This window comes from Streptomyces sp. NPDC005496 (assembly GCF_042872045.1).
GTDB lineage: Bacteria > Actinomycetota > Actinomycetes > Streptomycetales > Streptomycetaceae > Streptomyces.
In genome coordinates, this window is sequence record NZ_JBIAJQ010000005.1 from 85738 (window position 1) to 110926 (window position 25189).

General features: G+C 74.5%; 22 protein-coding genes. 12 read left to right on the forward strand and 10 right to left on the reverse strand.

What is annotated here, in order from left to right; all coding sequences use genetic code 11:
- Window positions 1–339: 339 nt before the first annotated feature.
- Entirely contained in the window at window positions 340–825 is a 486-nt protein-coding gene (locus ACFYQQ_RS16455) for an ATP-binding protein (RefSeq protein WP_355781093.1), read from the forward strand.
- Between the two features lie 108 nt (window positions 826–933).
- On the opposite strand, the gene ACFYQQ_RS16460 is transcribed toward ACFYQQ_RS16455, so the two are convergent.
- From ACFYQQ_RS16460 to rpmG, 7 genes are all read right to left on the reverse strand, one after another.
- On the reverse strand, window positions 934–1197 hold the full coding sequence (locus ACFYQQ_RS16460; protein WP_355781096.1) for a DUF397 domain-containing protein: 264 nt from the start codon (window positions 1195–1197) through the stop codon (window positions 934–936).
- Between the two features lie 173 nt (window positions 1198–1370).
- Window positions 1371–1856, reverse strand: a complete 486-nt coding sequence (locus ACFYQQ_RS16465) for an SRPBCC domain-containing protein (protein WP_355781098.1) — start codon at window positions 1854–1856, stop codon at window positions 1371–1373.
- On the reverse strand, window positions 1853–2197 hold the full coding sequence (locus ACFYQQ_RS16470) for a metalloregulator ArsR/SmtB family transcription factor (RefSeq protein ID WP_355781101.1): 345 nt from the start codon (window positions 2195–2197) through the stop codon (window positions 1853–1855). Before ACFYQQ_RS16470 ends, ACFYQQ_RS16465 begins: the two co-directional genes overlap by 4 nt.
- Window positions 2198–2204: 7 nt before the next feature.
- Complete coding sequence (locus ACFYQQ_RS16475) at window positions 2205–2579, reverse strand: VOC family protein (protein WP_355781104.1); 375 nt, start codon at window positions 2577–2579, stop codon at window positions 2205–2207.
- 119 nt (window positions 2580–2698) lie between these two features.
- A complete protein-coding gene (locus tag ACFYQQ_RS16480; protein ID WP_388904801.1) occupies window positions 2699–3931 on the reverse strand; it encodes a CobW family GTP-binding protein in 1233 nt (410 codons plus the stop codon).
- A complete protein-coding gene (locus ACFYQQ_RS16485) occupies window positions 3931–4185 on the reverse strand; it encodes a type B 50S ribosomal protein L31 (RefSeq protein WP_355789131.1) in 255 nt (84 codons plus the stop codon). Before ACFYQQ_RS16485 ends, ACFYQQ_RS16480 begins: the two co-directional genes overlap by 1 nt.
- Before the next feature lie 5 nt (window positions 4186–4190).
- Window positions 4191–4355, reverse strand: a complete 165-nt coding sequence (gene rpmG, locus ACFYQQ_RS16490) for a 50S ribosomal protein L33 (protein WP_015658813.1) — start codon at window positions 4353–4355, stop codon at window positions 4191–4193.
- Between the two features lie 62 nt (window positions 4356–4417).
- On the opposite strand from rpmG, the gene rpmB reads away from it, so the two are divergent.
- The 4 genes from rpmB (at window position 4418) to ACFYQQ_RS16510 (ending at window position 6387) form a co-directional block, all read left to right on the forward strand.
- A complete protein-coding gene (gene rpmB / locus ACFYQQ_RS16495) occupies window positions 4418–4654 on the forward strand; it encodes a 50S ribosomal protein L28 (protein WP_355789134.1) in 237 nt (78 codons plus the stop codon).
- Entirely contained in the window at window positions 4654–4959 is a 306-nt protein-coding gene (gene rpsN, locus ACFYQQ_RS16500) for a 30S ribosomal protein S14 (protein WP_355789137.1), read from the forward strand. Before rpmB ends, rpsN begins: the two co-directional genes overlap by 1 nt.
- A 59-nt stretch (window positions 4960–5018) precedes the next feature.
- Complete coding sequence (locus ACFYQQ_RS16505; protein WP_355789139.1) at window positions 5019–5525, forward strand: hypothetical protein; 507 nt, start codon at window positions 5019–5021, stop codon at window positions 5523–5525.
- A 328-nt stretch (window positions 5526–5853) separates the two neighbouring features.
- Window positions 5854–6387, forward strand: coding sequence for a DUF4232 domain-containing protein (locus tag ACFYQQ_RS16510; RefSeq protein ID WP_355789142.1), 534 nt, complete (start codon window positions 5854–5856; stop codon window positions 6385–6387).
- 443 nt (window positions 6388–6830) lie between these two features.
- Here the strand turns inward: ACFYQQ_RS16510 and ACFYQQ_RS16515 are convergent, their stop codons facing one another.
- A complete protein-coding gene (locus tag ACFYQQ_RS16515; protein ID WP_355789144.1) occupies window positions 6831–7973 on the reverse strand; it encodes a DUF2786 domain-containing protein in 1143 nt (380 codons plus the stop codon).
- A gap of 125 nt (window positions 7974–8098) precedes the next feature.
- On the opposite strand from ACFYQQ_RS16515, the gene ACFYQQ_RS16520 reads away from it, so the two are divergent.
- From ACFYQQ_RS16520 to ACFYQQ_RS16535, 4 genes are all read left to right on the forward strand, one after another.
- Complete coding sequence (locus ACFYQQ_RS16520; RefSeq protein WP_356163822.1) at window positions 8099–8845, forward strand: ABC transporter ATP-binding protein; 747 nt, start codon at window positions 8099–8101, stop codon at window positions 8843–8845.
- Window positions 8839–11052 (forward strand): FtsX-like permease family protein, encoded by a 2214-nt coding sequence (locus tag ACFYQQ_RS16525; protein WP_388904802.1) that lies wholly within the window; start codon window positions 8839–8841, stop codon window positions 11050–11052. The genes ACFYQQ_RS16520 and ACFYQQ_RS16525 overlap by 7 nt, the downstream gene beginning before the upstream one ends.
- 31 nt (window positions 11053–11083) lie before the next feature.
- Window positions 11084–11821, forward strand: a complete 738-nt coding sequence (locus ACFYQQ_RS16530; RefSeq protein WP_355793620.1) for a Clp protease N-terminal domain-containing protein — start codon at window positions 11084–11086, stop codon at window positions 11819–11821.
- Between the two features lie 470 nt (window positions 11822–12291).
- A complete protein-coding gene (locus ACFYQQ_RS16535; protein WP_355787755.1) occupies window positions 12292–13992 on the forward strand; it encodes a bifunctional 3'-5' exonuclease/DNA polymerase in 1701 nt (566 codons plus the stop codon).
- Window positions 13993–14020: 28 nt separating this feature from the next.
- Here the strand turns inward: ACFYQQ_RS16535 and ACFYQQ_RS16540 are convergent, their stop codons facing one another.
- Both ACFYQQ_RS16540 and ACFYQQ_RS16545 read right to left on the reverse strand, forming a co-directional pair.
- Window positions 14021–17836, reverse strand: coding sequence for a BTAD domain-containing putative transcriptional regulator (locus ACFYQQ_RS16540; protein WP_388904803.1), 3816 nt, complete (start codon window positions 17834–17836; stop codon window positions 14021–14023).
- A 352-nt stretch (window positions 17837–18188) separates the two neighbouring features.
- Entirely contained in the window at window positions 18189–19082 is an 894-nt protein-coding gene (locus tag ACFYQQ_RS16545; protein WP_355795268.1) for a glycosyltransferase, read from the reverse strand.
- A gap of 264 nt (window positions 19083–19346) precedes the next feature.
- Here ACFYQQ_RS16545 and ACFYQQ_RS16550 point away from each other — a divergent pair, with 264 nt between their 5' ends.
- Genes ACFYQQ_RS16550 through ACFYQQ_RS16560 form a run of 3 tightly spaced genes read left to right on the forward strand, consistent with a single transcriptional unit; the run spans window position 19347 to window position 25189 of the window.
- A complete protein-coding gene (locus ACFYQQ_RS16550) occupies window positions 19347–19763 on the forward strand; it encodes a hypothetical protein (protein ID WP_388904804.1) in 417 nt (138 codons plus the stop codon).
- Window positions 19760–20401 carry a hypothetical protein gene (locus ACFYQQ_RS16555; RefSeq protein WP_355785744.1) on the forward strand — a complete coding sequence of 214 codons (642 nt, stop codon included), beginning with the start codon at window positions 19760–19762 and terminating at the stop codon, window positions 20399–20401. Before ACFYQQ_RS16550 ends, ACFYQQ_RS16555 begins: the two co-directional genes overlap by 4 nt.
- 12 nt (window positions 20402–20413) lie before the next feature.
- On the forward strand, window positions 20414–25189 hold the full coding sequence (locus ACFYQQ_RS16560; RefSeq protein ID WP_388904805.1) for a putative T7SS-secreted protein: 4776 nt from the start codon (window positions 20414–20416) through the stop codon (window positions 25187–25189).

Sequence of the window (25189 nt, forward strand, 5' to 3'; positions counted from 1 at the left end):
CCCATGCCTCACCAGCGCTCACGTTCTCCGCCTCCCCAACCGTGTGCAGGGGCCGAAGTCTGCCACTAAAACACTTCAAGCTGTACTCGTTCGGTTACAGAAAGGGAAAGCAACCGAAGCAGCACCATAGGAAAGGATCAGTTGAGGGCAAACAAGTGGGAAGAAGGTGACAGAAGAAATGCGCAGGAATGGGTACCAGAGGTACCGAGTCCGGCGCGTGCACGTGCATCTGCCCTTGCATCTGCTGAACGCTTTCGGAACCATGGCTCCCGCGCCACCGCTGCATCGCCACGACCGCGAACCCCGGGAGTGCCTCGCATGGGGACGAATGGATCGACCATGCTCGAGCCGTTACGGCAGGGGCTTCCGCCGCTCGACCCCGCGGCCGTGTCCAGCGCCGCCTCGTGCGCCCTGCCCGCCCGCTTCGAAGCGGTGCGCGAAGCACGGCAGTTCACCCGCAGGACGCTCGACCAGTGGGAGATCGGCGACCGCTTCGACGACGTCTGTCTGGTCGTCTCCGAACTCGTGACCAACGCCCTGCGGCACGCGCTGCCCGCGGACACCCCGCGCGCCGGCGAGGACTCGCCGGTGCGGCTGCACCTGATGCGCTGGACGACGCGATTGGTGTGCGCCGTGCGCGACCCCAGCAACGAGAGTCCGGTCGCACGCGACTCGGACGACTTCTCGGCGGAGTCGGGGCGCGGCCTCTTCCTGGTCGAGTCGTTCGCCGACGGCTGGGGCTGGCACCCGCTCGCGGGCAGACTCAGCGGCAAGGTCGTATGGGCGCTGTTCCGCCTGCCCACGGCCGGGGCCGCCGCCGAATGACGGACCGCGGCGCTTTTCGGCGCCGCGGTTCTACGCGCGTCACGGCGCGTCGACCGAACGTTACGGAAGGTCGCGCCCGCCCGGCGTCCCGGACCGCCGCGGCCGCACTCAGGCGCCCGCTATCAGGTGGTCGAACTCGCCGTCCTTGATGCCCAGGAGCATGGCCTCTATCTCGGCGCGCGTGTAGACCAGCGCCGGCCCCTCCGGGAAGCGCGAGTTGCGGACGGCGACCTCGCCGCCGGGCAGCCGGGCGAACTCCACGCAGGAACCCTGCGAGTTGCTGTGTCTGCTCTTCTGCCAGTTCACCCCATGCAGCGCCGTGGCCGCCATGCCGTTGTACACGTCGTCCACGTCGCACACGTCGTGGTCCACAGGTTGCTCCCCGGGTGGTGCATTGGCTGATGTGACCATTGGTGTAGCGGTCAACTGTCCCGGATCATAGCCCTGTTCATGTGCAGATGCATGAGCAGATGCACGTGCACGCGGGGTGGTCCCACGGTTACAGCTTTTACCGGTTCTTGACCGCTGCCCGCCGTCCCGGCCGGCTACAGCCGGTCCAGCGTCTGCCCGAGGGAACGCAGCACCTGCGAACGCCAGCCGCCGCCCATGATCTTCCGCGCCGTCAGCTGCGCGGGGTCGTCCGGGTCGAACCCTTCGTGCACTAGGAAGAGACGCGTCCCGCGCCCTTCCTGTTCCAACGTCCACGTGATGGTCCAGTCCGCGGGACGCGCGGGGTCGGCGTCGGCCCACCGGACGCGCAGCATCCGCTCGGGCTCGTAGGCGAGGACCCGCACGTCGACCCTGCCGGAGAAGCCCGTGTTGGGCCGGGGGACCGAGGTCAGCGTGTACCGGTGGCCGACCTCAAGGCGGAAGTCCTCGGAGCCCGGCATCTGCCACTGCGCGAGGAGTCCGGGGTCGGTGAGCGCGCGCCAGACCTTGGCCGGCGGGTGCGGGAAGAACTGGTCGACGCGCACCGTCGTCAGGTCGTCGTCGGCTGCGAAGTCCGGGGCGGGTTCGTCAGCGGGGCTCATGGCTCGTCATGGTCGGGCATGCGGTCCAGCAGATCACCGAGGCCCTTCAGCCTGTCGCGCCAGAACCGCTCGTACGGATGGAGCCAGTCCTGCACCTCGGCGAGCGGGGCGGCCTCCAGCCGGTAGATGCGCCGGCGTCCGGAGCGCTCCTCCGACACCAGACCGGCGTCCCTGAGCACCTTGAGGTGCTCGGAGAGGCTCGGCCGGCGCATGTCGAAGTGGTCGGCGAGGGCCTGGACCGGCTGCGGTCCCTCGTCGCGCAGCAGCCGCAGCACCTCGCGGCGGGTGCCGTTGGCGAGTGCGGCGAAGAGGCGGTCCTCACGGGCCCCGGTGATCGTCATGTCGCGCTCAGAAGCCTTCCTTCTCCGTCAGCAGCATCAGACCGTTGCCGTCCGGGTCCCGGAAGGAGGCCATGCGGCCCCAGGGCAGCTCACCCGGGCCGTCGACCTCGACCCCGGCGGCCGTGAGCCGGGCGCAGTCGGCGTCGACGTCGGTCGTGACCAACATGATCCCCCGGCTCTCACCCGGCACGAAACCACCCATGCCGGGTCCCGAGAGCGTGAAGACGGTCTGCGCGCCCCTCGGCGCGACCTGGAGCCAGCGGCCCGGGGGCATCTCCCGGTCCGCGACGACCTCGAAGCCGAGGACGTCGGTGTAGAAGCGCAGGGCCCGGTCCTGGTCGGCGACGGGGAGGGTGACGAAGGAGGCGTGGGTGATGTTCATGGACACCACGATAGGTAGGAGTTTCCCTACGAGTCAAGCGTAGGGAAACTCCTACCTATTGCGAGGCGCAGGCCACCGGGCGGGACGGGGGCACTCCCGCAAGCGGGTCGGGGCGCGGGTCAGACCTCCAGCAGGGAGTCGAAGGCGGGCGGGAGCAGTTTCCAGGCGTCGGGCCCGGCGGCGTACTCGGCGTCGGTCAGCAGACAGGACTCCAGGAGCGGTTCGAGCCGGTCCCGGTCCAGGCCGGGCGACGTGAAGACGAGGTGCTGGCAGCGGTCGCCGTGCTCGGGATGCCAGTCGAGGACCGCGGCGGCACGGCGGACCGGCGGGACCAGGTCCCAGGCGGCGTCCGGCAGCGATGCGAGCCAGGGCCCCGCGCTCTCCACGCACAGGGCGCCGCCCGCCGCGTCCCAGTGCAGCAGCGTGTCCGGCCGGTCGGCGAGCCAGAACCGCCCCCGGCTGCGGGCCGCCGCGCAGGTCAGGTCCTCCAGTGCCGCGTACAGTCGCTCCGGGTGGAACGGACGCCGCCTGCGCCATACGAAGGTGGCGACCCCGCCCGCGTCGTCCTCGGCCGGCAGCAGCGCGCACGCCGGATGCTGGGCCGCGGCCGCCGCCTCCACGTCGAAGCCCGCGAACGCGGCCCGCACCAGCGCGGAATCGGCCTGACGTGCGGGCGGGACCGGCGTCCCCGGAACCGGCGTTCCCGTGTTCGGCGCCGCCCCCTCCCGGCCCGGGTCCGCCGGGGTCGCGGGCGGACCGAGCGGGACCCGGCGGGCGGTCGGGTGGAGCTGGGTGAGCAGGGCGTGGTCCTCCTCGTCCGCTTCCCCGGAGGCGGTGACGGCGAGGACGGGGGCGTACTCCAGCTGCCGCGCGAAGGTGTCGGCGACCGTGCGCCGGTCGGTGGCGGCGGCGGCCAGACCCCGGTCGGCGAGGTCGTCGCCGTCGGCGAGGCAGGGCAGGACGAGGGCCGGGTCGACGGCGGTGATCACGCCCGTCACCGTCAGCCCGCCGGCCGCCACCACCTCGGCCATCGCCCTGGGCTCGACGGAGTCCCAGAGCTCGACCACCGCGAGCCGGGTGCGCCCCTCGTCCGCGAGCCGTCGCAGCTCGGGCACGAGGTCCTCGCGCAGGGCGCAGCACGCGCAGTCGCCGACGAGGGGCGCCTCCCCCGCCGACACGATGCCGGCCGCGTCCCTGACCGTACGCACGACCGTGCCCCGTACGGCGGAGGCGAGGTCGTGGTGGAGGGCGACGCTGTCCGGCACCTCGGCGAGCAGCTGGGCGACGGCGGCCCGCCGCGCGTCCGCGTGCAGGCCGCCGACGATCACGACGGACAGGCCGCGGGACCCCATCAGCGGTCTCCGCGCTTGCCGTACCGCCGCTCGAAGCGCTCCACCCGGCCCGCTGTGTCCAGGACGCGTGCGGTGCCCGTGTAGAAGGGGTGGCTGACGTTCGAGATCTCCACGTCGACGACCGGGTAGGTCTGCCCGTCCTCCCACTCGACGGTCTTGCCGCTCGTCATCGTGGAACGGGTGAGGAAGGCGTGGCCCGCGGCGCGGTCACGGAAGACCACGTGCCCGTACGGGGGATGGATTCCCTCGCGCATGCCGCTCAGCGCTCCTCTCGGAAGTCGACGTGCCGCCCGGCGACCGGGTCGTACTTGCGCAGCGTCATGCGGTCGGGGTCGTTGCGGCGGTTCTTGCGGGTGACGTAGGTGAAGCCGGTCCCGGCCGTGGACCGGAGCTTGATCACGGGACGGAGTTCGTTGCGTGCCATGCTGCTATCTTACTGAAAACGACTCCCATTACCAATACGCGAACTGGAGAGGTGCGTCACCCGTGTCCGCCCACTGCATGCTGACCGGCGCCCGCCCGGGCTTCGGCAACTCCGTCTCCCACTCCCACCGGCGCACCTCGCGCCGCTTCGACCCCCACGTCCAGCGCAAGCGCTACTGGCTGCCGAGCGAGGGCAGGTTCGTGCGGCTGCGGCTGAGCACGAAGGGGATCAGGACGGTGGACGCCATCGGCGTCGAGGCGGCCGTCGCCCGCATCCGCGCCCGCGGGGTGAGGATCTGATGGCCAAGAAGAGCAAGATCGCGAAGAACGACCGGCGCCGGGAGACCGTCGCGCGGTACGCCGCCCGGCGCGCCGAACTCAAGGAGATCCTGCGCCGGCCCGGCTCCACCGAAGCCGAACGGGAGTCCGCGCGGGCGGAGTTGGGCCGGCAGCCCAGGGACGCCAGTGCCACCCGCGTACGCAACCGGGACGGCGTGGACGGGCGGCCGCGCGGCTACTTCCGGGCCTTCGGCCTCTCCCGGGTGAACCTGCGTGAGCAAGCGCACGCCGGATTTCTCCCCGGTGTCCGCAAGTCGTCCTGGTAGCTTGCTGCGGTCGTCCCGGCGACCTCAGTCATCACCCGCCCACCCTTGGGGGACTTCCAGTGACTTCGGCGACCTTCCCGCGCCAGCGGGTGCGGAGCGCGGCCGCGGCCGCGGGACTGGCGGCCGCACTCGTGCTGACCGCCTGCAGCAGCGACGGCGACTCCGGCTCCGACTCCTCCGCGTCGGCGAGCCCGACGGCCACCGCGAGCGGCGACACCGGCGGCTCCGGGGGCTCCGGGGGCACGGCCGGGTCGGGGAAGCTCCAGGGCAGCTGGCTCGCCACGACCGACGGCAAGGCCGTGGCACTGGTCGTCAACGGCAAGGAGGCGGGCCTCTTCGCCACCGGCGGCACCGTGTGCAGCGGCACCGCGGGCAAGGAGGCGGACATGCAGATGATCCACCTCAAGTGCACCAAGGGCGCCGGCGACCGCACCGACGGCATGGTCGAGTCCTTCGGCGCCACGACCATGAAGGTCAAGTGGGAGGGCGGGCTCGTGGAGACCTACCGCAAGGCCGAGGGCGGCAAGCTGCCCTCCGGGCTGCCTTCGACGGGCCTCGGTTCCTGAACCGCCGCGGCCGCCGTCCATCGGCGGCCGTGTCCTGACCTGCGGGCCGCGCGATCCTCCGGGGTCGGCGGCCCGTCGGCGTCCAGGGCTCGGGGCGCGAGCCGTCCGGGGCCCTGGGCTTTCGGCGGTTGCGACCCGGGGCGCGCAGGGAGCACTGGCATCGGCGTTCACGATTCGGGCGCGTAAAGGTGGGGGCGCGCTGCGTACGCAATGGGAGCGCGGACACCGGCGGCCGCCATTCGGGGCGCGAAAGGGTGGGGGCGCGAGGCGGACACGGACCCGGTTGCGTGATGATCCATGTGCACCGTCACGACCACTGGGGGAACCCATGCGCGCCCTTCCCATCGCCGTCACCGTCCTCACGGCGGCTCTCACCCTGACCGCCTGCGACGACGGCGGCGCAGGCGCCGACACCGACGCCAAGCCCTCCGCGGCCTCCGGGACCTGTACCGCCGACCACGTGGGCATCGAGGTCGGCCCCGGCAACGCCGCTCCGGCCGCCGGCGACACCGGCAACATCCCGGTCACCGTCACCAACCGCGGCCCCGCCGACTGCACCCTGCGGGGCTTCCCGCGCGTAGACCTGCTGGGCGGCTCCGACTCCTGGACCGTCGCCGCGCAGGAGGGGGCGAACCCGGTGAAGGTGAAGCTGAAGCAGGACGAGGCGGCCACCTTCACGATCACGTACGCGCGGGGGCCCGAGGGCGACACCGCGAAGAGCGCCGACGCGAAGAAGGTGCAGATCGGCCTGCCCGGCTCGGACGCCACCCAGTCCTTCCCGTGGACGTACGGCCCGGTCGCCCTGAAGGGCGGGTCCGAGCCGGACGCGTCGGTCAGCCCGTTCCAGACGGCGGGCGACTGAGCGCGGGGCGACAGGACGCCCCGGGGCGGGACCTGCTGACGGGGGGCGGCCCGGGTCAGCCCCGTCGGCAGGTCCGGGTCAGCCCTCGGCAAGTCCGGGTCAGCGCAGTCGGCGGCCCGGGTCAGCGCGGCCGGGGCGAGTCAGCTCGGTCGGGGCCGGGACCCGGGGGCGGCCCGAAGGTCCAGTGGGGATACCGCTCGCCGACCGGCGACTGAGCCCCGGGGCCGCGGGACACCGCGGGCGGAGTCCAGGCGTCCGCGGCGGACCCGGGTCAGCACAGTCGGCAGGCCCGGGTCAGCCGTTCCGGGGCCGGGACCCGGGGGCGCCCGACGGTCCAGCGGGGTAACGCCCGCCGCCGGGCGGCTGAGCGGAGTCCAGGCGTAGGCAGCGAACCCGGGTCAGCACGGTCGGCAGGCCCGGTCAGCGCGGTCGGCAGGTCCGGGTCAGCCCAACTTGGGCCGGGATCTGACCTGGGCTCGGTCGGCTGCCGCCGATCCCTCCTCCCAGCCCGCCGCGTCCGTGATGCCGCGCAGCCGGGTGGTCACCGTCCGCGGGAACATGTCCTCCATCCGGTCCGCGACGGCCACGTCGCGGGCCGCGAGGACCGGCAGCAGCTCACCGGCCGACTCGGACACCTGCCCCTCGGCGGCCGCCGCGAGACGGTCGCCGATCCGGTGCGCGTACGCCGCGAGGAAGGACTGCCGGAACGTCTTCGTGCGCTTGCGGCCGCCCGCCCGCTGCGCGGCCTCCGCCTTCGTCATCGCCGCCGTGGCCTGCACGAGGAGCGAGGTGTAGAGGAGCTCGACGGCCTCCAGATCGGGCTCGAAGCCGACCACCGTGGAGAAGCCGAGGTCGTCGTTCCACACCGCCCGGCAGCGGTTCGCCCGGGCCACCGCGTCCAGCAGCACCGCCTTGGCCGTCTCGTACGGCGCCTCCACCCCGACCCGGCAGGCGCCCGGCGCGTCCTTGGCGTGCGTGCGGGCCGCGAGCAGCGCCTCGTCGATGCTGTGCCGCGCCATCAGCTCCTGCGCCTTGGCGCTCAGCGCCTCCGCCTCCTCCGGGAACCCGGTCGCCTCCGCCTTGGCGAGCAGCGCGCGGATCCGGCCGAGCATCCGGGAGTCCTGGGCGGTCCGCCCGGATTCACGGCCGGAGACCGGCCGGGGTGCGTCGAGCGGCTCGATCGAGGGGAGCCGCAGCAGCAGCCGGTACAGCTCCAGCACGGCCGTCGCGTACGAGAAGCGGTCGGTGCGCGGAGCCTTCTCGCCGGCCGCGAGTTCGTCGAGCTGCGCCGCCCAGCGCGGCCCCCGGGCACCCTCCTGCCGCAGCTTCGACTGCGCCACGATCAGCTCCGACGCCAGCCGCACGTGTACGTCGTCCAGCTCGCGCCGCACCATGCGTACGACGTCGGCGGGCTGCCAGCCCCGGCGCCACGCGGCGGCGACGAACTCCTCGCCGCGCCGGGCCAGTTCGGCGTCCGAGGCGGGGTCGGCGGCGAGCAGCGAGGCGCCCGCGTCGAGGGCGGTGTCGGTGTCGGCGTAGAGGGCCTCGAAGGCGCGCTCCACGGTGCCGGGCGTGCTGCTGGTCATCCCTCGATCGTGCCACGCCGGCGGACCGGTGCCCCGCCTGGCCTGCGGGGGTGGGTCCAGCCCTACCCCGGGGACGCCCGCTGGTGGTCGTGTGCGCGGGCGCGGCGGGCGGTTCGCTGGGAGGCATGACCACCACAGCCGTACGCATCCGATCCCTGCGCCGTCACTACGGCGCCGTCGCCGCCCTGGACGGGGTCGACCTGGACTTCACGGACGGGAGCTTCACCGCCGTGATGGGGCCCTCGGGGTCGGGCAAGTCGACCCTGCTGCACTGCGCGGCGGGACTGGACCGGCCCACCTCCGGGACGGTGACCGTGGCCGGGACCGAGCTGGCCGCGCTCAGCGAACGGCGGCGGACGCTGCTGCGGCGCGAGCGGATCGGGTTCGTGTTCCAGTCCTTCGGCCTGCTGCCCTCGCTCACCGCGGCGCAGAACGTCGCGCTCCCGGCGCGGCTGGCCGGGCGGCGCCCCTCGCGCGGGGCCGTCCGGGAGGCGCTGGAGCGGGTGGGGCTCGCGGGCCGTGCCGGGCACCGCCCCTCGCAGCTGTCGGGCGGCCAGCAGCAGCGGGTCGCCCTGGCCCGGGCCCTGATCACAAGCCCCGCCGTCCTCTTCGCGGACGAGCCGACGGGGGCCCTGGACACCGGGACCGGTCGCGAAGTGCTGCTGCTCCTACGGGAGTTGGTGGACCGCGAGGGGCAGACGACCGTGATGGTCACCCACGACCCGGTGGCCGCCGCGTACGCGGACCGGGTGGTGTTCCTGGTCGACGGCCGGGTGAGCGGGGAGCTGTCGGCGCCGTCGGCGGGGGACGTCGCCGCGCGTCTGACGCGCCTGGAGGGTCCGGCCGCGGCTCCGGCGGGTGCGTCGTGCTGACCGTGTCGTCGCTGCGTACGCGCTGGGCCTCGCTCCTCGGCTCGTTCGTCGCCGTGGCGCTCGGGGTCGGGGTGACGGCGGCGATGGGGCTCTGCCTCGACGCGGCGCACGACGCCGGCGCGCGCGAGCCGCAGCGCTTCGCCGGGTCGCCGGTGGTGGTCATGGGCCGGGACACGCTCACGGTGGAGGTGCGGCGGGGGCCGTCCACCGCGCACGTGTCGAAGAAGCTGGCGCATCCACACCCTGTGGACAGCGAACTGCTGCGCAGACTTCGGGACTTGGGCCCCGTAAGGACGGACGGGGCGGGCCGGGACGCGGTGGGGGTCGACGCGCCCGTCGCGGCCGTGCGCGAGGTGGTCCGCGAGTCCGGTGCCGGGGCCGGGCCCTCGGGTGAGACCGGCGGCGACCGGGTGCGCGTCCTGACGGGAGAGGACCGCCGGCTGGCCGACCCGGCGGCGGCGCGGAACGCCGAGGCGCTGGTCGGGGTCGACGCGCTGCTGGGGACGGCGGCCGGGGTCACGGTGTTCGTCTCCGTCTTCGTGACGGCGTCCACGTTCGCGTTCGCGGTGGCCCTGCGGCGGCGGGAGTTCGGGCTGCTGCGGCTCGCCGGGGCGACGCCCGGGCAGGTCCGGCGGGTGCTGCTCGGGGAGGCCCTCGCGGTGGGCGTCGCGGCCTCGGCGGCGGGGTGCGCGCTGGGGGCGTGGGGAGCGCCGCGGCTGGTGCGGGCGCTGGTGGAGGGCGAGGTGGCGCCGCCGTGGTTCGCGCTGCGGGGGACGACGTACTGGCCGTACGAGGTCGCCTGCGCCGTCGGCCTGTCGGTGGCCGTCATCGGCGCGTGGGCCGCCGCGCGCCGGGCGGGCCGGACCTCTCCCGCCGAGGCGCTGCGCGAGGCGGCGGTGGACACGGGTGTGCTGCCGAGGTCGCGACGGGTGCTCGGGCTCGCGCTGCTGGCGGCCGGGCTGGGCCTGCTGGCCTGGCAGCTCGGGACCGAGCCGGCCGAACTGCTCAAGCGCAAGACGTACACGACCCGGCCGATGCTGCTGATCACGGCGGTGGCCGCGCTGGCGCCCCTGCTGGTCCGCCCGCTCGCGGGGCTGGTCCGGCTGCCCGGCGCCTCCGGCCTGCTGGTCCGCGAGAACGCGCGCGCCTCCGTGCGGCGGACGTCCGCCGTGGCCGCTCCGGTCCTGGTGACCGTCGCGCTGGCCGGCTGCCTGCTCGGGTCGGCACTGACCGTCGCGGAATCGGGGGCGAGCGAGGCCCGCGACCTGACGCGCGCCCGGTTCGTCGTGACCGGCGAGGCCCTGAGGCCGGTGCGGGTGCCGGGCGCGACGGTGTCGGGCAGCGCGTCCACCGCCGTGTTCGTGCGGGAGGAGGGGACCGCGCTGATCCGGTCCGAGGCGCGGGCGGTGACGGACGTGGCGGCGTTCGCGTCGGTGGCGCGGCTGCCGGTGGTGGCCGGGGACGTACGCGACCTCGACGACCGCTCCATCGTGGTGAACGAGGAGTGGGAACGGCACGAGGTGGGTTCCCGGGTCCGGGTGTGGCTCGGCGACGGGCGGCCGGCCCGGCTGCGGATCGCCGCGGTGCTGGCTCGGGGCACCGGGAACGGCGGTGCGTACGTGACCACGGCGAACGCGCCGGGGGCCGCGGTCGACCGGCTCGACGTGGGGGTGCGGAAGGGCGCGGACCCGGCGGCCGTCAAGGCCCGCCTGCGGGCGTCCGGCACCGGAGGGCAGGTCCGTACGACCGAGGCCTGGCTCGCGGCGACGCATCCGCGCTCCGGCCCGCAGACCCGGCTCGGGCTGCTCGTGGTGCTGGGCATCGCGTTGGTCCACGCCGTCCTCTCGCTCTCCGGGACGCTGCTGATGGCGACCTCGGCCCGGGGCACGGAGCTGCGTTCGCTGCGACTGGCCGGGGCCACCCGGGCGCAGGTGCTGCGGGTGGTCGCGGGCGAGTCGGCGGTGGGGGTCACCGTGGGCGCGGTCCTCGGCGTCGCCGTGACAGCGGTGTGCCTCGGCGGACTCGCCGTCGCCCTCGGGCAGCTGTCGGCCCCGGTGACGGCGGCGGTGCCGTGGGGGCTGCTCGGCGCGTGCGCGGGGGTGTGCCTGGTGGTCGCGGTGGGCGCGTCGGTGGCGGGCGCGGCGCGGCTCTCCCGTCTCGACGGCCCCTCGACGGGCCGCGCGAGAGGCATGTCAACTTCGGGTTGACAGTGACGTACTGTCAACCTACGGTTGACACATGACGACGAACCCGGCGGGCAAGGCGACCGTGCGCCTCGACGACCTGATCGAGGCCATCAAGAAGGTCCACACCGACGCACTCGACCAGCTCCAGGACGCGGTGATCGCCGCGGACCACCTCGGCGAGGTGGCCGACCATCTGATCGGCCACTTCGTGGACCAGGCGCGGCGCTCGGGCGCCTCCTGGACGGACATCGGCCGGAGCATGGGCGTGACACGGCAGGCGGCCCAGAAGCGTTTCGTGCCCAAGGCCGAGTCGGACCTCGACCCGAGCCAGGGCTTCGGGCGCTACACCGAGCGCGCGCGGAAGGTGGTCATGGCCGCGCACAGCGAGGCCCGGGACGCGGGGAACGCCGAGGGCCTGCCCGAGCACCTCGTCCTCGGTCTGATCAGCGAACCCGAGGCACTCGCCGCCCGGGCGATCACGGCGCAGGGCGTGACCCTGGACGCCGTCCGCGCGGCCGCCACCGGCGCGCTCCCGCCGGCCTCCCCCGAGGTCCCGGAGCTCGTGCCGTACGGCCCCGCGGCGAAGAAGGTCCTGGAACTCACCTTCCGTGAGGCCCTGCGCCTCGGCCACAACTACGTCGGCACCGAGCACATCCTCCTGGCCCTGCTTGAGCACGAGAACGGCGAGGGCGTCCTGACGGCCCTCGGCATCGACAAGCCGACGACCGAGGACCACGTCACGCGGGCCCTCGCGGAGATCCAGCAGCGGATGGCACAGACGGCGGAGTGACCACGGCCGGGGGCACGGTCGCGGTCGCCCGGGCTCGGTTCGGGGGTGGTCGTCGGCGTCTCGTCGGCGGGCCGTGCGGAGTCGAGGGCAGCCCGCGGGCAGTCCCCGCCGCCCGTCCCCTGGCCCGCTCGACGGCCTGCGGCCACCCCGCGGACAGACCCCCGCCGCACCCGGGCGCTCCGTCCCCGGGCCCCCTCGACGGCATGCGGCCACCCCGCGGACAGGCGCCCGCCGCACCCGGGCGCTCCGTTCCCGGGCCCCCTTGACCGCCTGCGGCCACCCCGCGGACAGACCCCCGCCGCACCCGAACGCTCCGTCCCCGGCCCCCCTTGCCGCCGTGCGGGCGCCTTGCTGAAAGGTGCCGGCCGCCGCGCCCCGACCGACCGCCCCGCGGGCACGTGCCGGGACACGGAGGCGGGGGCTCCGCGTGGGGAACGCCGATGTCAGACCCCCCTGCGACACTCGCAGACATGACGGACCGGTGGGCACTCGCCCCGGCCGAGGACGGCGGCGCGGAAGTCGTCGCCCTCGGCCCGGACGGGCTGCCCGCGGGACCGGTCCACCGCGAGGCGGACCTCGTCGAGGCCGTGCGGACGCGGCCGGACGTGGTCCGCTGGGTGTGGCGGTCGACGGCCGAGGTGTACCCGCGCCTGCTCGCCGCGGGGGTGCGAGTCGAGCGGTGCTACGACATCGAGGCGGCCGAGACCCTGCTGCTCGGCCACGAGGGGCGCCTCGGTGAACCCCGGTCGGCGGCCGCCGCACTCGCCAGACTGCGCGGCGGCCCCGTGCCGCAGGACCCGCCCCAGCGCTCAGCCGAGCCCGGCTCGCAGTCGTCCCTCTTCGAACCGCGCCCCAGGCGCGTACCTCTCGGCGACCTCCTGGAGGTGTACGCCGACCAGCGGCGCCGGCACGACGCGGCGACGCACCCGGACCGGATGCGGTTGCTGACCGCGGCCGAGTCGGCGGGCATGCTGGTGGCCGCCGAGATGAACGGCTCGGGGCTCCCCTGGAGCGCGGACGTCCACCGCGAGGTGCTGCACGAACTGCTCGGCGAGCGGTACGCGGGCGGCGGCGAGCCCCGCCGCCTGGCCGAGCTCGCGGACGAGGTGTCGGCCGCCTTCGGCCGACGGGTGCGCCCCGACCTGCCCGCGGACGTCGTGAAGGCGTTCGCCCAGGCCGGCATCAAGGTCAGGTCCACCCGGCGCTGGGAGCTGGAGTCCGTCGACCACCCGGCCGTGAAGCCCCTGCTGGAGTACAAGAAGCTGTACCGGATCTGGGTCGCCCACGGCTGGTCCTGGCTCCAGGACTGGGTCAGGGACGGCCGCTTCCGCCCCGAGTACCTGCCGGGCGGCACGGTCACCGGCCGCTGGGTGACGAACGGCGGCGGCGCCCTGCAGATCCCCAAGGTGATCCGCCGTGCCGTCGTCGCGGACCCGGGCTGGCGGCTCGTGGTGGCCGACGCCGACCAGATGGAACCGCGCGTACTGGCGGCGATCTCCCGCGACCCCGGCCTGATGGAGGTCGCCGGCCGCGAGAGCGACCTGTACCAGTCGGTGTCCGACCGGGCCTTCGCCGGTGACCGCGCCCAGGCCAAACTCGCCGTCCTCGGCGCGGTGTACGGACAGACGTCCGGCGACGGACTGAAGAACCTCGCCCTGCTGCGCCGCCGCTTCCCCCGGGCCGTCGCCTACGTCGACGACGCGGCCCGGGCGGGCGAGGAGGGACGCCTGGTGCGGACGTGGCTGGGACGGACGTGCCCGCCGGCCGCGGGCTCCGGCGAGGGGGCCGAGGAGGCCGGCATCCCGCAGGACGCCCCGGTGGACTCGGGTGACGCCGGCGCCGCCGACCAGGGCTGGGTCCCCGGCTACGCGTCCAGCGACTCCCGCGCCCGGGGCCGCTTCGCCCGCAACTTCGTCGTCCAGGGCAGCGCCGCCGACTGGGCCCTGCTGGTCCTCGCCGCCCTGCGCCGCACCTGCGCCGGGCTCGCCGCCGAGCTCGTCTTCTTCCAGCACGACGAGGTGATCGTGCACTGCCCCGCCGAGGAGGCCGGCACGGTGGTGACCGCGATCCGCGAGGCCGCGGAGCTGGCGGGCACGCTCACCTTCGGCCCGACCCCGGTCCGCTTCCCGTTCACCACGGCGGTGGTGGAGTGCTACGCGGACGCGAAGTGAGCGGCCCGCACGAGGCGGCGGCAGCCGTTCACCTCGTGGCGAGAAGTGCCGCCAGCTCCTCGACCACGGGTGTGTCCCTGCCCGCCAGCGCGTCGAGCGCCGACTCCCACTCCTCGTAGGCCTCGCCGAGACGCCCGCAGGCACGGAGCAGCAGCCCGCGCTGGTGGCGGGCGAGCCCCTGTGTGAACCGGTCCGCACGCCGGTCCGCCCGGCGCAGCAGCACCTCGCACTCCCGGGCGGCCCGCTCCACGCTCCCCAGCCGGCGCAGCGCCCGCACCAGCCCCAGCCGGGTCTGCGACTCCCCGTGCCAGTAGCCGTGCCCGTCGAGGATGCGCAGGCTCTCCTCGAAGTGCGGTACGGCGGCGGAGGGTTCACCCAGGGTGAGATGCGCGAAGCCGATGTTGCAGTGGGCGGAGTGCCGCAGGATCACGTCGTCCGTCGCGTCGCCGATCGCGAGGCTGCGCTTGTGGTGGGCGATGGCGGCCCGGGGGTCCGTGTGCTCGTACAGATTGCCCAGGTGGCTGTAGGTGACGGCCTCGGTGTGCGGGTCGCCCAGCGTGCGGGACAGTTCCAGGCTCTGCAGCAGAGCCTCGCCCGACTCGGCGTAGCGTCCGAGCCCTTCGAGGAGCATCCCGCGGTTGTTCAGCCCCCGGCGCACGCAGGACAGCACGCCTAGCCGCCGCCAGAGCGCCAGCGCCCGGTCGTTCAGGGCGAGGGCGTCGGTGGTGCGTCCCGTCATGAAGTGCAGCCCCGCCAGGTCGCCGAGCGCGTACGCCTCCGCCGCCTCGTCGCCGAGCCGTCGCGCCGCCCCGAGTGCCGCCCGCTGGATCACCTCCAACTCAGCGACCCGGCCGCTGCGTTGCACGTACGGGTGGATCAGGCGCACCAGGACGAGGACGTGCGGGTGGGAGTGGGCGTAGCGCTCGACGAGCGCCACCACGTTCTCCAGCTCCTGGTCACCCCAGGCGAACGCCTCCCTGGCCGAGGCGAACGGCGGCACCGACGCGACGTCCGCCGCGTGCGACGGGGGCTGCGAGGCGGTCGGGCGGCTGCGGTCCTCGCGGTCCGGCCCCGACTCGACGATGGCGTCGAGGGACCGGGCGGCGACGGCGGCGTACCAGCGCAGAGCACACCCGACCACGTCGACACCCTCACCCCCGTGAGGGGCGGCGCCGGGGGCAGCGGTGCCGGTGGACGGGGGTGGGGTTACGTCGCCGGTGCCGGTGCCGGTGCTGGTGCTGGTACCGGTGCCGACCTCGACGCCGGTGCCGGTGGACGGGGGCCGGCCTGAGTCGCCGGGGCTCGCCTCGACGCCGGTGCCGGTGGACGGGGGCCGGCCTGAGTCGCCGGGGCTCGCCTCGACACCCACGCCGGTGGACAGGGCCGGGCCTGCGTGGCCGGTACCAGTGCCGGTGCGGCCCCCGACGCCGGTGCCGGTACCCGTGGATGGGGGCTGGCCTGCGTCGCCGGTGCCGACGCCGGTGCCGGTATCCGTACCGGTACCGGTACCCGTATCGGTACCGGTGCCCGTGAGTCCCTCCGTCCCGGTGACCCGGGGCGACCCCGTGTCGCCGGTCCCGAGAGACCCGGCCGCCCCGGCAACCCCGGCCGACCCCGGGCCGCCCGCCCCCGTGGACGGCCGGGCGATCTCGCGGGCGAAGTCGCGGACCAGGTCATGGGGGGCGTACCGGCCGTACGCCGTCTCCTCCAGGAGGGCGACGTCGACCAGCCGGTCCAGCGCGGCCTCGGCCCGCCGCGCGTCGGTGCCGGTGAGCCGGGCGAGGAGAGGCACCCCGTACCCGGGAAGGTCGAGCGCGCCGATGCGGAGCAGGGCGAGCGCCGCGTCCCGGTCCGCCTCCCGCGTGGAGGTGCGCAGCGCGTCATGGGCGACGGCCAGCGACCTGCGCACGCTCAGGTCGTCGTACTCGAAGTGGTGCAACCGCCCCTCGGTGGCCGCCAGTTGTCCGGCGAGGACGTCCGGCGTGAGCGCCCGCCGGGCGGCGAGGCGGGCCGCGACGATCCGCAGGGCGAGCGGCAGGCGGCCGGTGAGTTCGACGAGTGGGTGCGCGCCGTCGAGCCCCTCGTCCCGGCCGGACACCGCGCGCAGCAGCTCCGCGCTCTCCTCGTCCGACAGCGGCGGAAGCGGGAAGCGGTGGGCGCCGTCGAGCGCGGTGAGCGGCGAACGGCTCGTCACGATCACCGCGCACCCGGCACCGGCGGGCAGCAGCGGCCGTACCTGGGCGGCGTTCGCCGCGTCGTCCAGCACCATGAGGGTGCGCGTCGGCGCGAGCACCGAGCGGAGCAACGCCGCTGCCGCGTCCGGGTGTTCGGGGATGCGGCGCGGCTCGGTGCCGAGGTCGCGCAGCAGCGAGGCGAGCGCCTGCCCGGGCCCGAGCGGGGTCATGCCGGGCGTGGCGCCGTGCAGGTTGACGTACAGCTGACCATCGGGGAAACGTTTCCGCAGAGCATGGGCCACGTGCAGCGCGAGGGCGCTCTTGCCGACGCCTGCCATGCCGCTGAGCACGGCGATTTCCGAGGCGCCGTCGCCCCGGTCGCCCTCGCCGCCCACCGGCGTACGGGCGCCCGGACGGCCGTCCCCGTCGCGGCCCACCTCCCGTCCGTCGCCCAGGTCGCCCCCGCCGCTTCCGCGCGGGGCGTCGCCCAGGTCGCCCCCGCCGCGCCCCAGTACGCGGTGGAGGTCCTCGATGATGTCCCGGCGCCCGATGAAGTGGGCGGGGGCCGGAGGGAGTTGAGCGGGAAGAGGGAGGTCGGTCTCCGTTGCCGCGTCCGCGCCGGAGACACCTGCCGCGCCCGCCACCGCGACGGGTACCGCACCCGCCCCCGAGTGCAGCGCCGCACCCGCCCCCGCGTGAGTGACCTCGCCCGCGCCTCTGGGAGCCCCCGCAGCCGCGTCCACGGGGGCGGCCGTACGCCCGGCTGCCGTACGCCCCTCGGGCGCCGTCGGCTCCCGGCGCGGCTCTGAGCCCTGGCACCCCTCGCAGCCCTCGGACGATTCCGGCCCGGTACCGGACTCCCTCGTGCCGGACTCCCCCGCCCCGCTGCCCCCGTCCTGGAGGATCTCCAGGTGGGCCTCGCGCACCGCCGGCCCCGGCTCGATGCCGAGTTCGCCGATCAGCCGCGCCCGGAGATCGCGGTGCACGGCCAGCGCCTCCGCCTGCCTGCCCGTACGGTGCAGGACGAGCATCAGCAGCCGGTGGAAGGACTCCCGGAGCGGGTGCTCCGCGACGAGGGCCGCCAACTCCGGTGCGAGCCGGTTGAGTTGACGGGCTCCGCTTCCCGCGACCCCGTCCGCCGCCTCCGCGAGCCGCAGCTCCGCGTCGTACCGCCACTCCAGGAGCTGGAGCCGCGCCTCCTCCAGCCGGGGGACGAGGGCGTGGCCGCCGGTGTGCGGCGGCAGGCCGCTCAGGGGCGTGCCGCGCCACAGGGCGAGCGCGGCGTCCGACTCCCGCCGTACGAGGGTCCAGTCGCGCCGGGTGTGCGCGGCGCGGGCCGCGGTGAGGCGGCGCTCGAAGACCTGGACGTCCAGCTCGCCGTCGCCGATCCGCAGGAGATAGCCGGGGGCGACGGCGCGCAGTCGCGTCGGGCAGTCGAGGAGGCGCCGCAGCCGGGACACGTGGTTCTGCAGCGAGGCGTGGGCGGAGGCCGGCGGCGCCCCGTCCCACAGCGCGTCCTTGAGCACGTGGACCGGCACGACCCGGCCCGGTTCCAGCAGCAGCGCGACCAGCAGGGCGCGCGTCTTGCCGCCGCCGACCGGGGTGACGGAACCGTCAGCGGCGTACAGGACAGGCGGACCCAGCAGTCCGAACCGCAGCCCGTCCCGCATGACGCCGCCCCACTGCCTTCCCGCGAAGACCGCATCGGGCGGCCACGCCCGGCGACTCCGCGCCGACTTACGACGAGTTCACGCCGACCGACTCGCGATTCCTTGGAGAACCGTTGGCCACATGTTAGCGATCCGTTGGTGCGGTCTGATGTGATCACATCATCGAATCTGGCCCGACGGCGCGCGCGTACGCCGCGCAACTCGGGGGAGTGACGCCGCCGCGGCCGGGTTCGGGAACGCGGGAGGGCCCCGGTCGCCAGAGGTGAGCGACCGGGGCCCTCGTCCGCCCGGAAACGACGGGCGGCACGCGCGTTCAGCGGTCCCCCCACGGGCGCCCGCGCCTCGCCGCGGGTCAGATGACCGGGGGCCGTCCGAGCCGGGTGAGCCGCCAGACCGTCCGCCACCGCATCGGCCGCCGCTCCCCGCCCGACACCCGGAACCCCTCCACGAAGCCGCCGAACCAGGCCCGCAGCCCGCCCGCGGACCGCGTGCGCAGGAGCGTGAGCAGCACCCAGATGCCGAGGTGGACGGGGATGAGCGGCAGGGGCAGCCGCCGCCGCACGAGCCACACGCGGTTGCGGGCGGTCACCCGGTGGTAGATGGCGTGCCGCGCGGGCGAGGTCTTCGGGTGCTGGAGGAGCAGTCCGGGCTCGTACAGGACGGTCCACCCGGCGTCGGCGGCGCGCCAGGCGACGTCGGTCTCCTCGTGGGCGAAGAAGAACTCGGCCGGCCAGTCCCCGATCTCGTCGAGCATGCGCATGGACAAGGCGTGCCCTCCGCCGAGGAAGCCGGTGACCGGACCGCCCCGCATGGGATCGCGGGCGCCGACGCGGGGCACGTGCCGCCGCTGGGTCTCACCGTGCTCGTCGGCGATGCGGAACCCGACGATGCCGAGCCTCGGGTCGCCCGCGTACAGGTCGCGGACCTTGCGCAGCACGTCGGCGTCGACGAGGAGCCCGTCGTCGTCGAGTTCGACCACGACGTCGATGTCCCCGAACTCCCGCAGCGTCCGCAGGCCCACGTTGCGGCCGCCCGGGCAGCCGAGGTTCTCGTCCACCTCGACGGGCGTGACCTCGCCGGGCAGGCCCAGCCGCTCGGCGAACTCGGGCAGCGGACAGCCGTTCCCGACGATCACGATCCGCGCGGGCGCGACGTCCTGCTTGGCGACGGACGCCAGCAGCGCGTCGACCTCCGCGGGCCGGTTCCCCATGGTCACCACGGCAACAGCGATCCGCGGTTCCGCCACCACGACACCCACCTCATCTCGGCCGACCACCAGGTCCTGGATGCTAGCCGTTCACCGCTCATTCCCCCGCCGTACGGCCCATGTCCGCGCTCCTGCCGCCCGTTCGCCCGCCGGACGCGTGCCCCGGCCAGGGGGGGCTGCCGCCGGACGGCGCCCACCCGTCCCGGGAGCGGCTCCGCGCGGAAACCTTCACGAGAACCGACGCCGCCATGCCCCGCGTCCTGCTCTACGGTGCCAGCAGTCACCCACGACCCGGGAGGAACCGTGCAGCAGCCCAAGGCGGCGCTCGCCGAGCGGACGGCGGACCGCAGACGAGGGGACGGCGACCCCCGCGCCCTGGTCGGGGAGATGCGGCGCTCGGTCCTGCTGGTGCCGGTGGCCGACGGCGGTCTGTGGTCGGTGCGTTCGGGCGGGGTGCGGTGGATCTGCGGGTTCAGCGACGAGGCCGCGCTGGCCCGGTTCGCCCTGCGCCACGGACCCGGCGACCGGCCGATGGACTACGCGGCGCTGCTCGGCGCGCGCATCGTCGACGAGATCGTGCCCTCCCTCGGTGAACCCGCCGGTCTCGCCGTGGACATCGCCACGGAGGACGGGTCGATGTTCTTCCCGCCGGTCGCCGGCATCGTCCCCGACGCGGTGGCCGTCGACACCGGCCGCCCGGCCCCGGAGGCGCGCTCGTGAGCGGTGACGACGCGGACCTGAATCTCGACAAGGCGTCCGTCGCCAAGTTCACCCAGGGCATGGGCGCGACGATCGACCAGCTCGGCGAGCTGGGCGGCCCCACCGGCTCCATCATGGGGAAGGGCTTCTCACAGCTGGCGATGACGGGGATGGAGGCCGGACACCACGGCCTCTCCGTCGACTTCGAGGACTTCTGCGAACGCTGGGAGTGGGGCGTACGGGCCCTGGTGCACGACGCGAGCGAGATCGCGAACCGCCTCGGCCTGGCGGCGGGCACCCTGTGGGAGCACGACCAGTACGTCGAGGGCGCCATCAAGGTGGGCGTCAACTCGGTGTTCGGCGGCAACCCGCACGCGAGCGAGGAGGACATCGCCGCACAGGACTGGGGCGACGTCTTCACGCCCGACGCCCTGGACCCCGACTGGAGTGCCGAGTCCTGGGACAAGGCCGGTCAGGACATGGAGCAGACCTGGAAGGACACCGGCCGGACCGTGCTCACCGAGGGCCAGGGCGGCCGGCAGTCCGAGGCGCTCAACGACGCGTTCGGCATATCCGACGACCAGTGGAACCAGGCGCTGGACGACACCTTCGGCCCCTCGCCGGAGGAGCGCGCCGCACAGGACCAGCAGGGCGAGTAGGGGGAACTGGGCGTGGGCATCGGCGACTTCATCAGCGACATCACCCCCGACTCGGTCGAGGACGCGGTCGAGGACGGCGTCGAGTGGGTGGGCAACCGGGTCGAGGACGCCGGCAACTGGACGGCCGACCGGCTGGACGACGTCGGCTGGGAGTCCGGCGCCGACTGGGTGCGCGAGCAGTCCCGTTCGGTCGCCAACCGGCTCGGCGCCGAGGTCGAGGAGATGGACCTCGGCCAGACCGAGGACAAGACCAAGCTCGTCTACGGCAGCCCCGCCAAGATCAACGCGACCGCCGCCACCCTGCGTACCTTCCAGACGGCGTTCGACGACACCGGCGACGGACTCAGGGGGCTCGACTCGTCCCGGCTTAAGGGCGAGGCCGCCGAGGCGCTGCGCACCGCGGTGAGCACCCAGCCGCCCAAGTGGTACACCGCCGCCGACTCCGTCGCGAAGGCGGTCGGCGCCCTGGAGACCTTCGCCGACACCGTCACCTGGGCGCAGGGGCAGGCGCAGGCCGCGATCGACAAGTGGAAGAAGGGCGTGAAGGCCTCCGAGGACGCCGCCGACGCCCACCGCAAGAAGGTCGACGACTACAACGGCGCCGTCGACCGCTACAACGCGCAGCCCGCGGACAAGCGCGACCCGGCCTCCCTCCCGCCGAAGCCCGCCGCGACCTTCGAGGACCCCGGCAAGAAGCTGATGCAGGAGGCGCAGGACCTCCTCGTCGACGCCCGCACCCAGCGCAACACGGCGGCGGAGACCGCGCGTTCGGCGGTCCGCGCCGCCCGCGACATGGCCCCTCGGAAACCGTCGTACGCCGAGCAACTGCGCGACGGGCTCCAGGAGGCGCAGTTCATGGGCGACCATGTCGGCGGCGGCCTGATCAAGGGCACCGCGGGGCTGCTGAACTTCGTCCGCAGCGTCAACCCGACGGACCCGTACAACATCACGCACCCCGCCGAGTACGCCACCTCGCTCAACAGCCTCGCCGCGGGGCTCGTCGTCGCCGCCAACGACCCGGTCGGCACCGGCAAGCAGATGATCGGCGACTTCATGAAGGACCCGGCGGAGGGCTTCGGGCGGCTGATCCCCGACCTCGCGCTGACCGCGGCCAGCGGGGGCGGCGGCGCCGCCGTGAAGGGCGTGCGCATCGCCGAGGACGCCGCCGACGCGGCCCGGCTGCGCAGGCTGATGGACGACAGCCCGGACGGCACGCACAACCGGCCGGACGGGGAGCGCGTCAGCGACGGCACCGACCCGGTGGACCTCGCCTCGGGCCGGATGTACCTGCCCCAGACCGACGTCGAACTGCCCGGCATCCTGCCGCTGGTCTTCGCCCGCCGCACCGAGTCCGGCTGCACGGCCGGCCGCTTCCTCGGGACCGCCTGGACGTCCACCGTCGACGAACGCCTGCAGATCGACGCCATCGGTGTCGTGCACGTCACCGCCGACGGCCTGCTGATCCCGTACCCGCACCCGGCCCCCGGCCTGCCCACCGCGCCGCAGCCGGGCCGCTTCCGCACGCGCCTCGCGCGGGACGCCGACGGCGGCTACACGGTCACCGACCCCGACACCGGCCTGGTCCGCCGCTTCACCGCGCCGCCCGGCCGCGAACCCGGAGGCGACGGCGTCGCCTGGCTGGCGGACCTCACCGACCGCAACGGCCACACCGTCACCTTCGACCGCGCCGACGACGGCCTGCCGCTGGCCGTCGTCCACTCGGCGGGCCACCGCCTCGAACTGACCACCGCCGAGGGCCTGGTGACGGGCCTGTCCCTGGCGGGCGCGGGCGAGGACGGCACGGACCTGCGGCTGATGAGCTACGGCTACCGGGACGGCGACCTCGCCACCGTCACCAGGCCGTCGGGCGCCACCACCACCTTCCTCTACGACGAGCGGCACCGCGTCATCGCCTGGACCGACTCCAACGGCAGCCGCTACGACTACGTCTACGACGACCAGGACCGCGTGATCGCCGAGGGCGGCGAGGCCGGACACGTCCAGATCACCCTCGCCTACACCGGACCCGACCCCCGGACGGGCCACCGCACCACCACGCTCACCACCGCCCAGGGGCACACCACCCGCCACCTGTTCGGCGCCGGCTGCCGCCTGCTGGCCGTCACCGACCCGCTCCGCCGCACCACCCGGTTCACCTACCACCCGGACGGCAGCCTCTCGACCCGCACCGACCCGCTGGGCCACACCACCGCCTTCTCCTACGACGAGCACGGCCGGCCCGTCCGCACCGTCCGCCCCGACGGAGGCGAAGTACGCGCCGTGCGGGGCCCGTTCGGGCTGCCGGTGGAGGTCACCGGGCCGGACGGCACCCGGATGGTCCACGCGTACGACGCACGCGGCAACCGCACGGCGGTCACCGACCAGTCCGGCGCCACCACCCGCTTCACCTACGACGACGCCGGCCGCCTCACCTCGGTCACCGACGCCCTCGGCGGCACGACCCACGTCGTGTGCGACGCGGCGGGACTTCCCGTGGACGTCACCGACCCGGCGGGCGCCGTCACCCGCACGGAACGTGACGCCCTCGGCCGCCCGGTCCGCGTCACCGACCCGACGGGCGCCGTCACCCTCCTCGGCTGGACCGCCGACGGCCAACTCGCCCACCGCACGGCCCCCGACGGGGCGACCGAGTCGTGGACCTACGACGGCGAGGGCAACCGCCTCACCCACACCGACCCGTCCGGCGGCGTCACCCGCTTCGAGTACACCCACTTCGACCTGCCGGTGTCCCGCACCCAACCCGACGGCGCCCGCTACGAGTTCACGCACGACAAGGAGCTGCGCCTCACCCGCGTCACCGATCCGCGCGGCCTGACCTGGAGTTACGAGTACGACGCGGCCGGCGACGTCGTCTCCGAGACCGACTTCGACGGCCGCACCCTCACCTACCGGCTGGACGCCGCGGGCCGGCTCGCCGCCCGCGTCGACGCCCTCGGCGGAACCGTCTCCTTCGAACGCGACCAGCTCGGCCAGGTGGTCCGCAAGGACGTCGACGGCCGCGTCACCGACTACGTCCACGACAAGGCCGGCCGGCTGCTGGAGGCCATCGGCCCGGACGGCGAACTGCGGTACCGCTACGACCGGTGCGGCCGCACCAAGACGGAACAGGTGGACGGCCGACTCGTCACCTACGCCTACGACGCCCTGGGCCGCCGCACCCGCCGCACGACCCCGACCGGCCACGTCACCACCTACGCCTACGGCGCCGACGGACAGACCCACCGCCTGACCACCGGCGGCCGCCCCGTCGACTTCACCCACGACGCCGCCGGCCGTGAACTGACGCGCGTCCTCAGCGACTTCGTCACCGTGAGCTCCGCCTGGGACGAGGCCGGACGGCTGTCCGCGCAGCACATCACCGCCGGTGCGCGCACCGTCAACAGCCGCGCCTACTCCTACCGCGCCGACGGTCACCTGACCTCCGTCACGGACCGCCTCTCGGGCACCCGCGCCTTCGACCTCGACCGGGCGGGCCGGGTCACCGCCGTCCACGCCCGCGACTGGACGGAGCGGTACGCCTACGACGACGCCGGGGACCTGACCTCGGCGTCGCTGCCGTCCGGCCACCCCGGCGCGGAGTCCGGCGGACCGCGCGCGTACGCCGGCACCACCCTCACCCGGGCCGGCGGCGTCCGTTTCGCGTACGACGCCCTCGGCCGGGTCACCCTCCGGCAGAAGACCCGCCTCTCCCGCAAGCCCGACACCTGGCGCTACACCTGGGACACGGAGAACCGCCTCACCTCCGTGACCACCCCCGACGGCACCCGCTGGCGCTACCGCTACGACCCGCTCGGCCGCCGCACCGCCAAACAGCGTCTGGCGGCCGACGGCGAGAGCGTCGCCGAGGAGGTCCGCTTCACCTGGGACGGCCTGACCCTGTGCGAGCAGACCGGCCACGAGCCGGGCGGGCCCCACACGATCGCCCTCACCTGGGACCACCGGGGCGCCACTCCCCTGACCCAGACCGAGCGCATCCTCACGGCCGACGACGGCCAGGCGGAGATCGACCGCCGCTTCTTCGCCATCGCCACCGACCTGATCGGCACACCCACCGAACTCGTCGACGAGCGCGGCGACATCGCCTGGCGCTCCCGCTCCACCCTGTGGGGCACCACCGCCTGGGCCCGCGACAGCAGCACGTACACGCCCTTCCGCTTCCCCGGCCAGTACTACGACCCCGAGACCGGCCTCCACTACAACTGCTTCCGCTACTACGACCCGGAAGCCGGCCGCTACACCTCCCCCGACCCCCTCGGCCTTGCTCCCGCGCCGAACCCGGTCGCGTACGTGGACAACCCCTTCGGCGGGTCCGACCCGCTGGGCCTCATGCCCAAGTACACGAAGGAGGAGAAGGCCCAGATGGCCCGGGAGAAGGCCGTCAAGACCGCGGACGAGGTCGTGGAACGGGCCCAGGGCGACCGGATGAGGAAGGACGGCAACTACCACGCGGACACCCGGCACGGCTTCAGCGACGAACGCGTCCTGGAGATCCTGAAGAAACCGGACGCGGTCTACCACTCGACGGCGGGCAGCGGGAACCTGATCTTCCGGCAGGGTGAGGACGTCGTGGTGGCCCGGGGAGGCGGCGCCGGAGGCGGCAACGTGATCACGGCCTACGGTCCGTCCGGACTCAAGGGCGACTCCGGGGCGCAGGCCCTGGGCGGCCTGCCCACCGACCCCGGCGGGCCGATCACCCACGCCGACGTGGTGGAGGGCAGGATTCCGTCCAAGAACGGCTACATGGCTCCGGCGGAGCAGATCAAATGA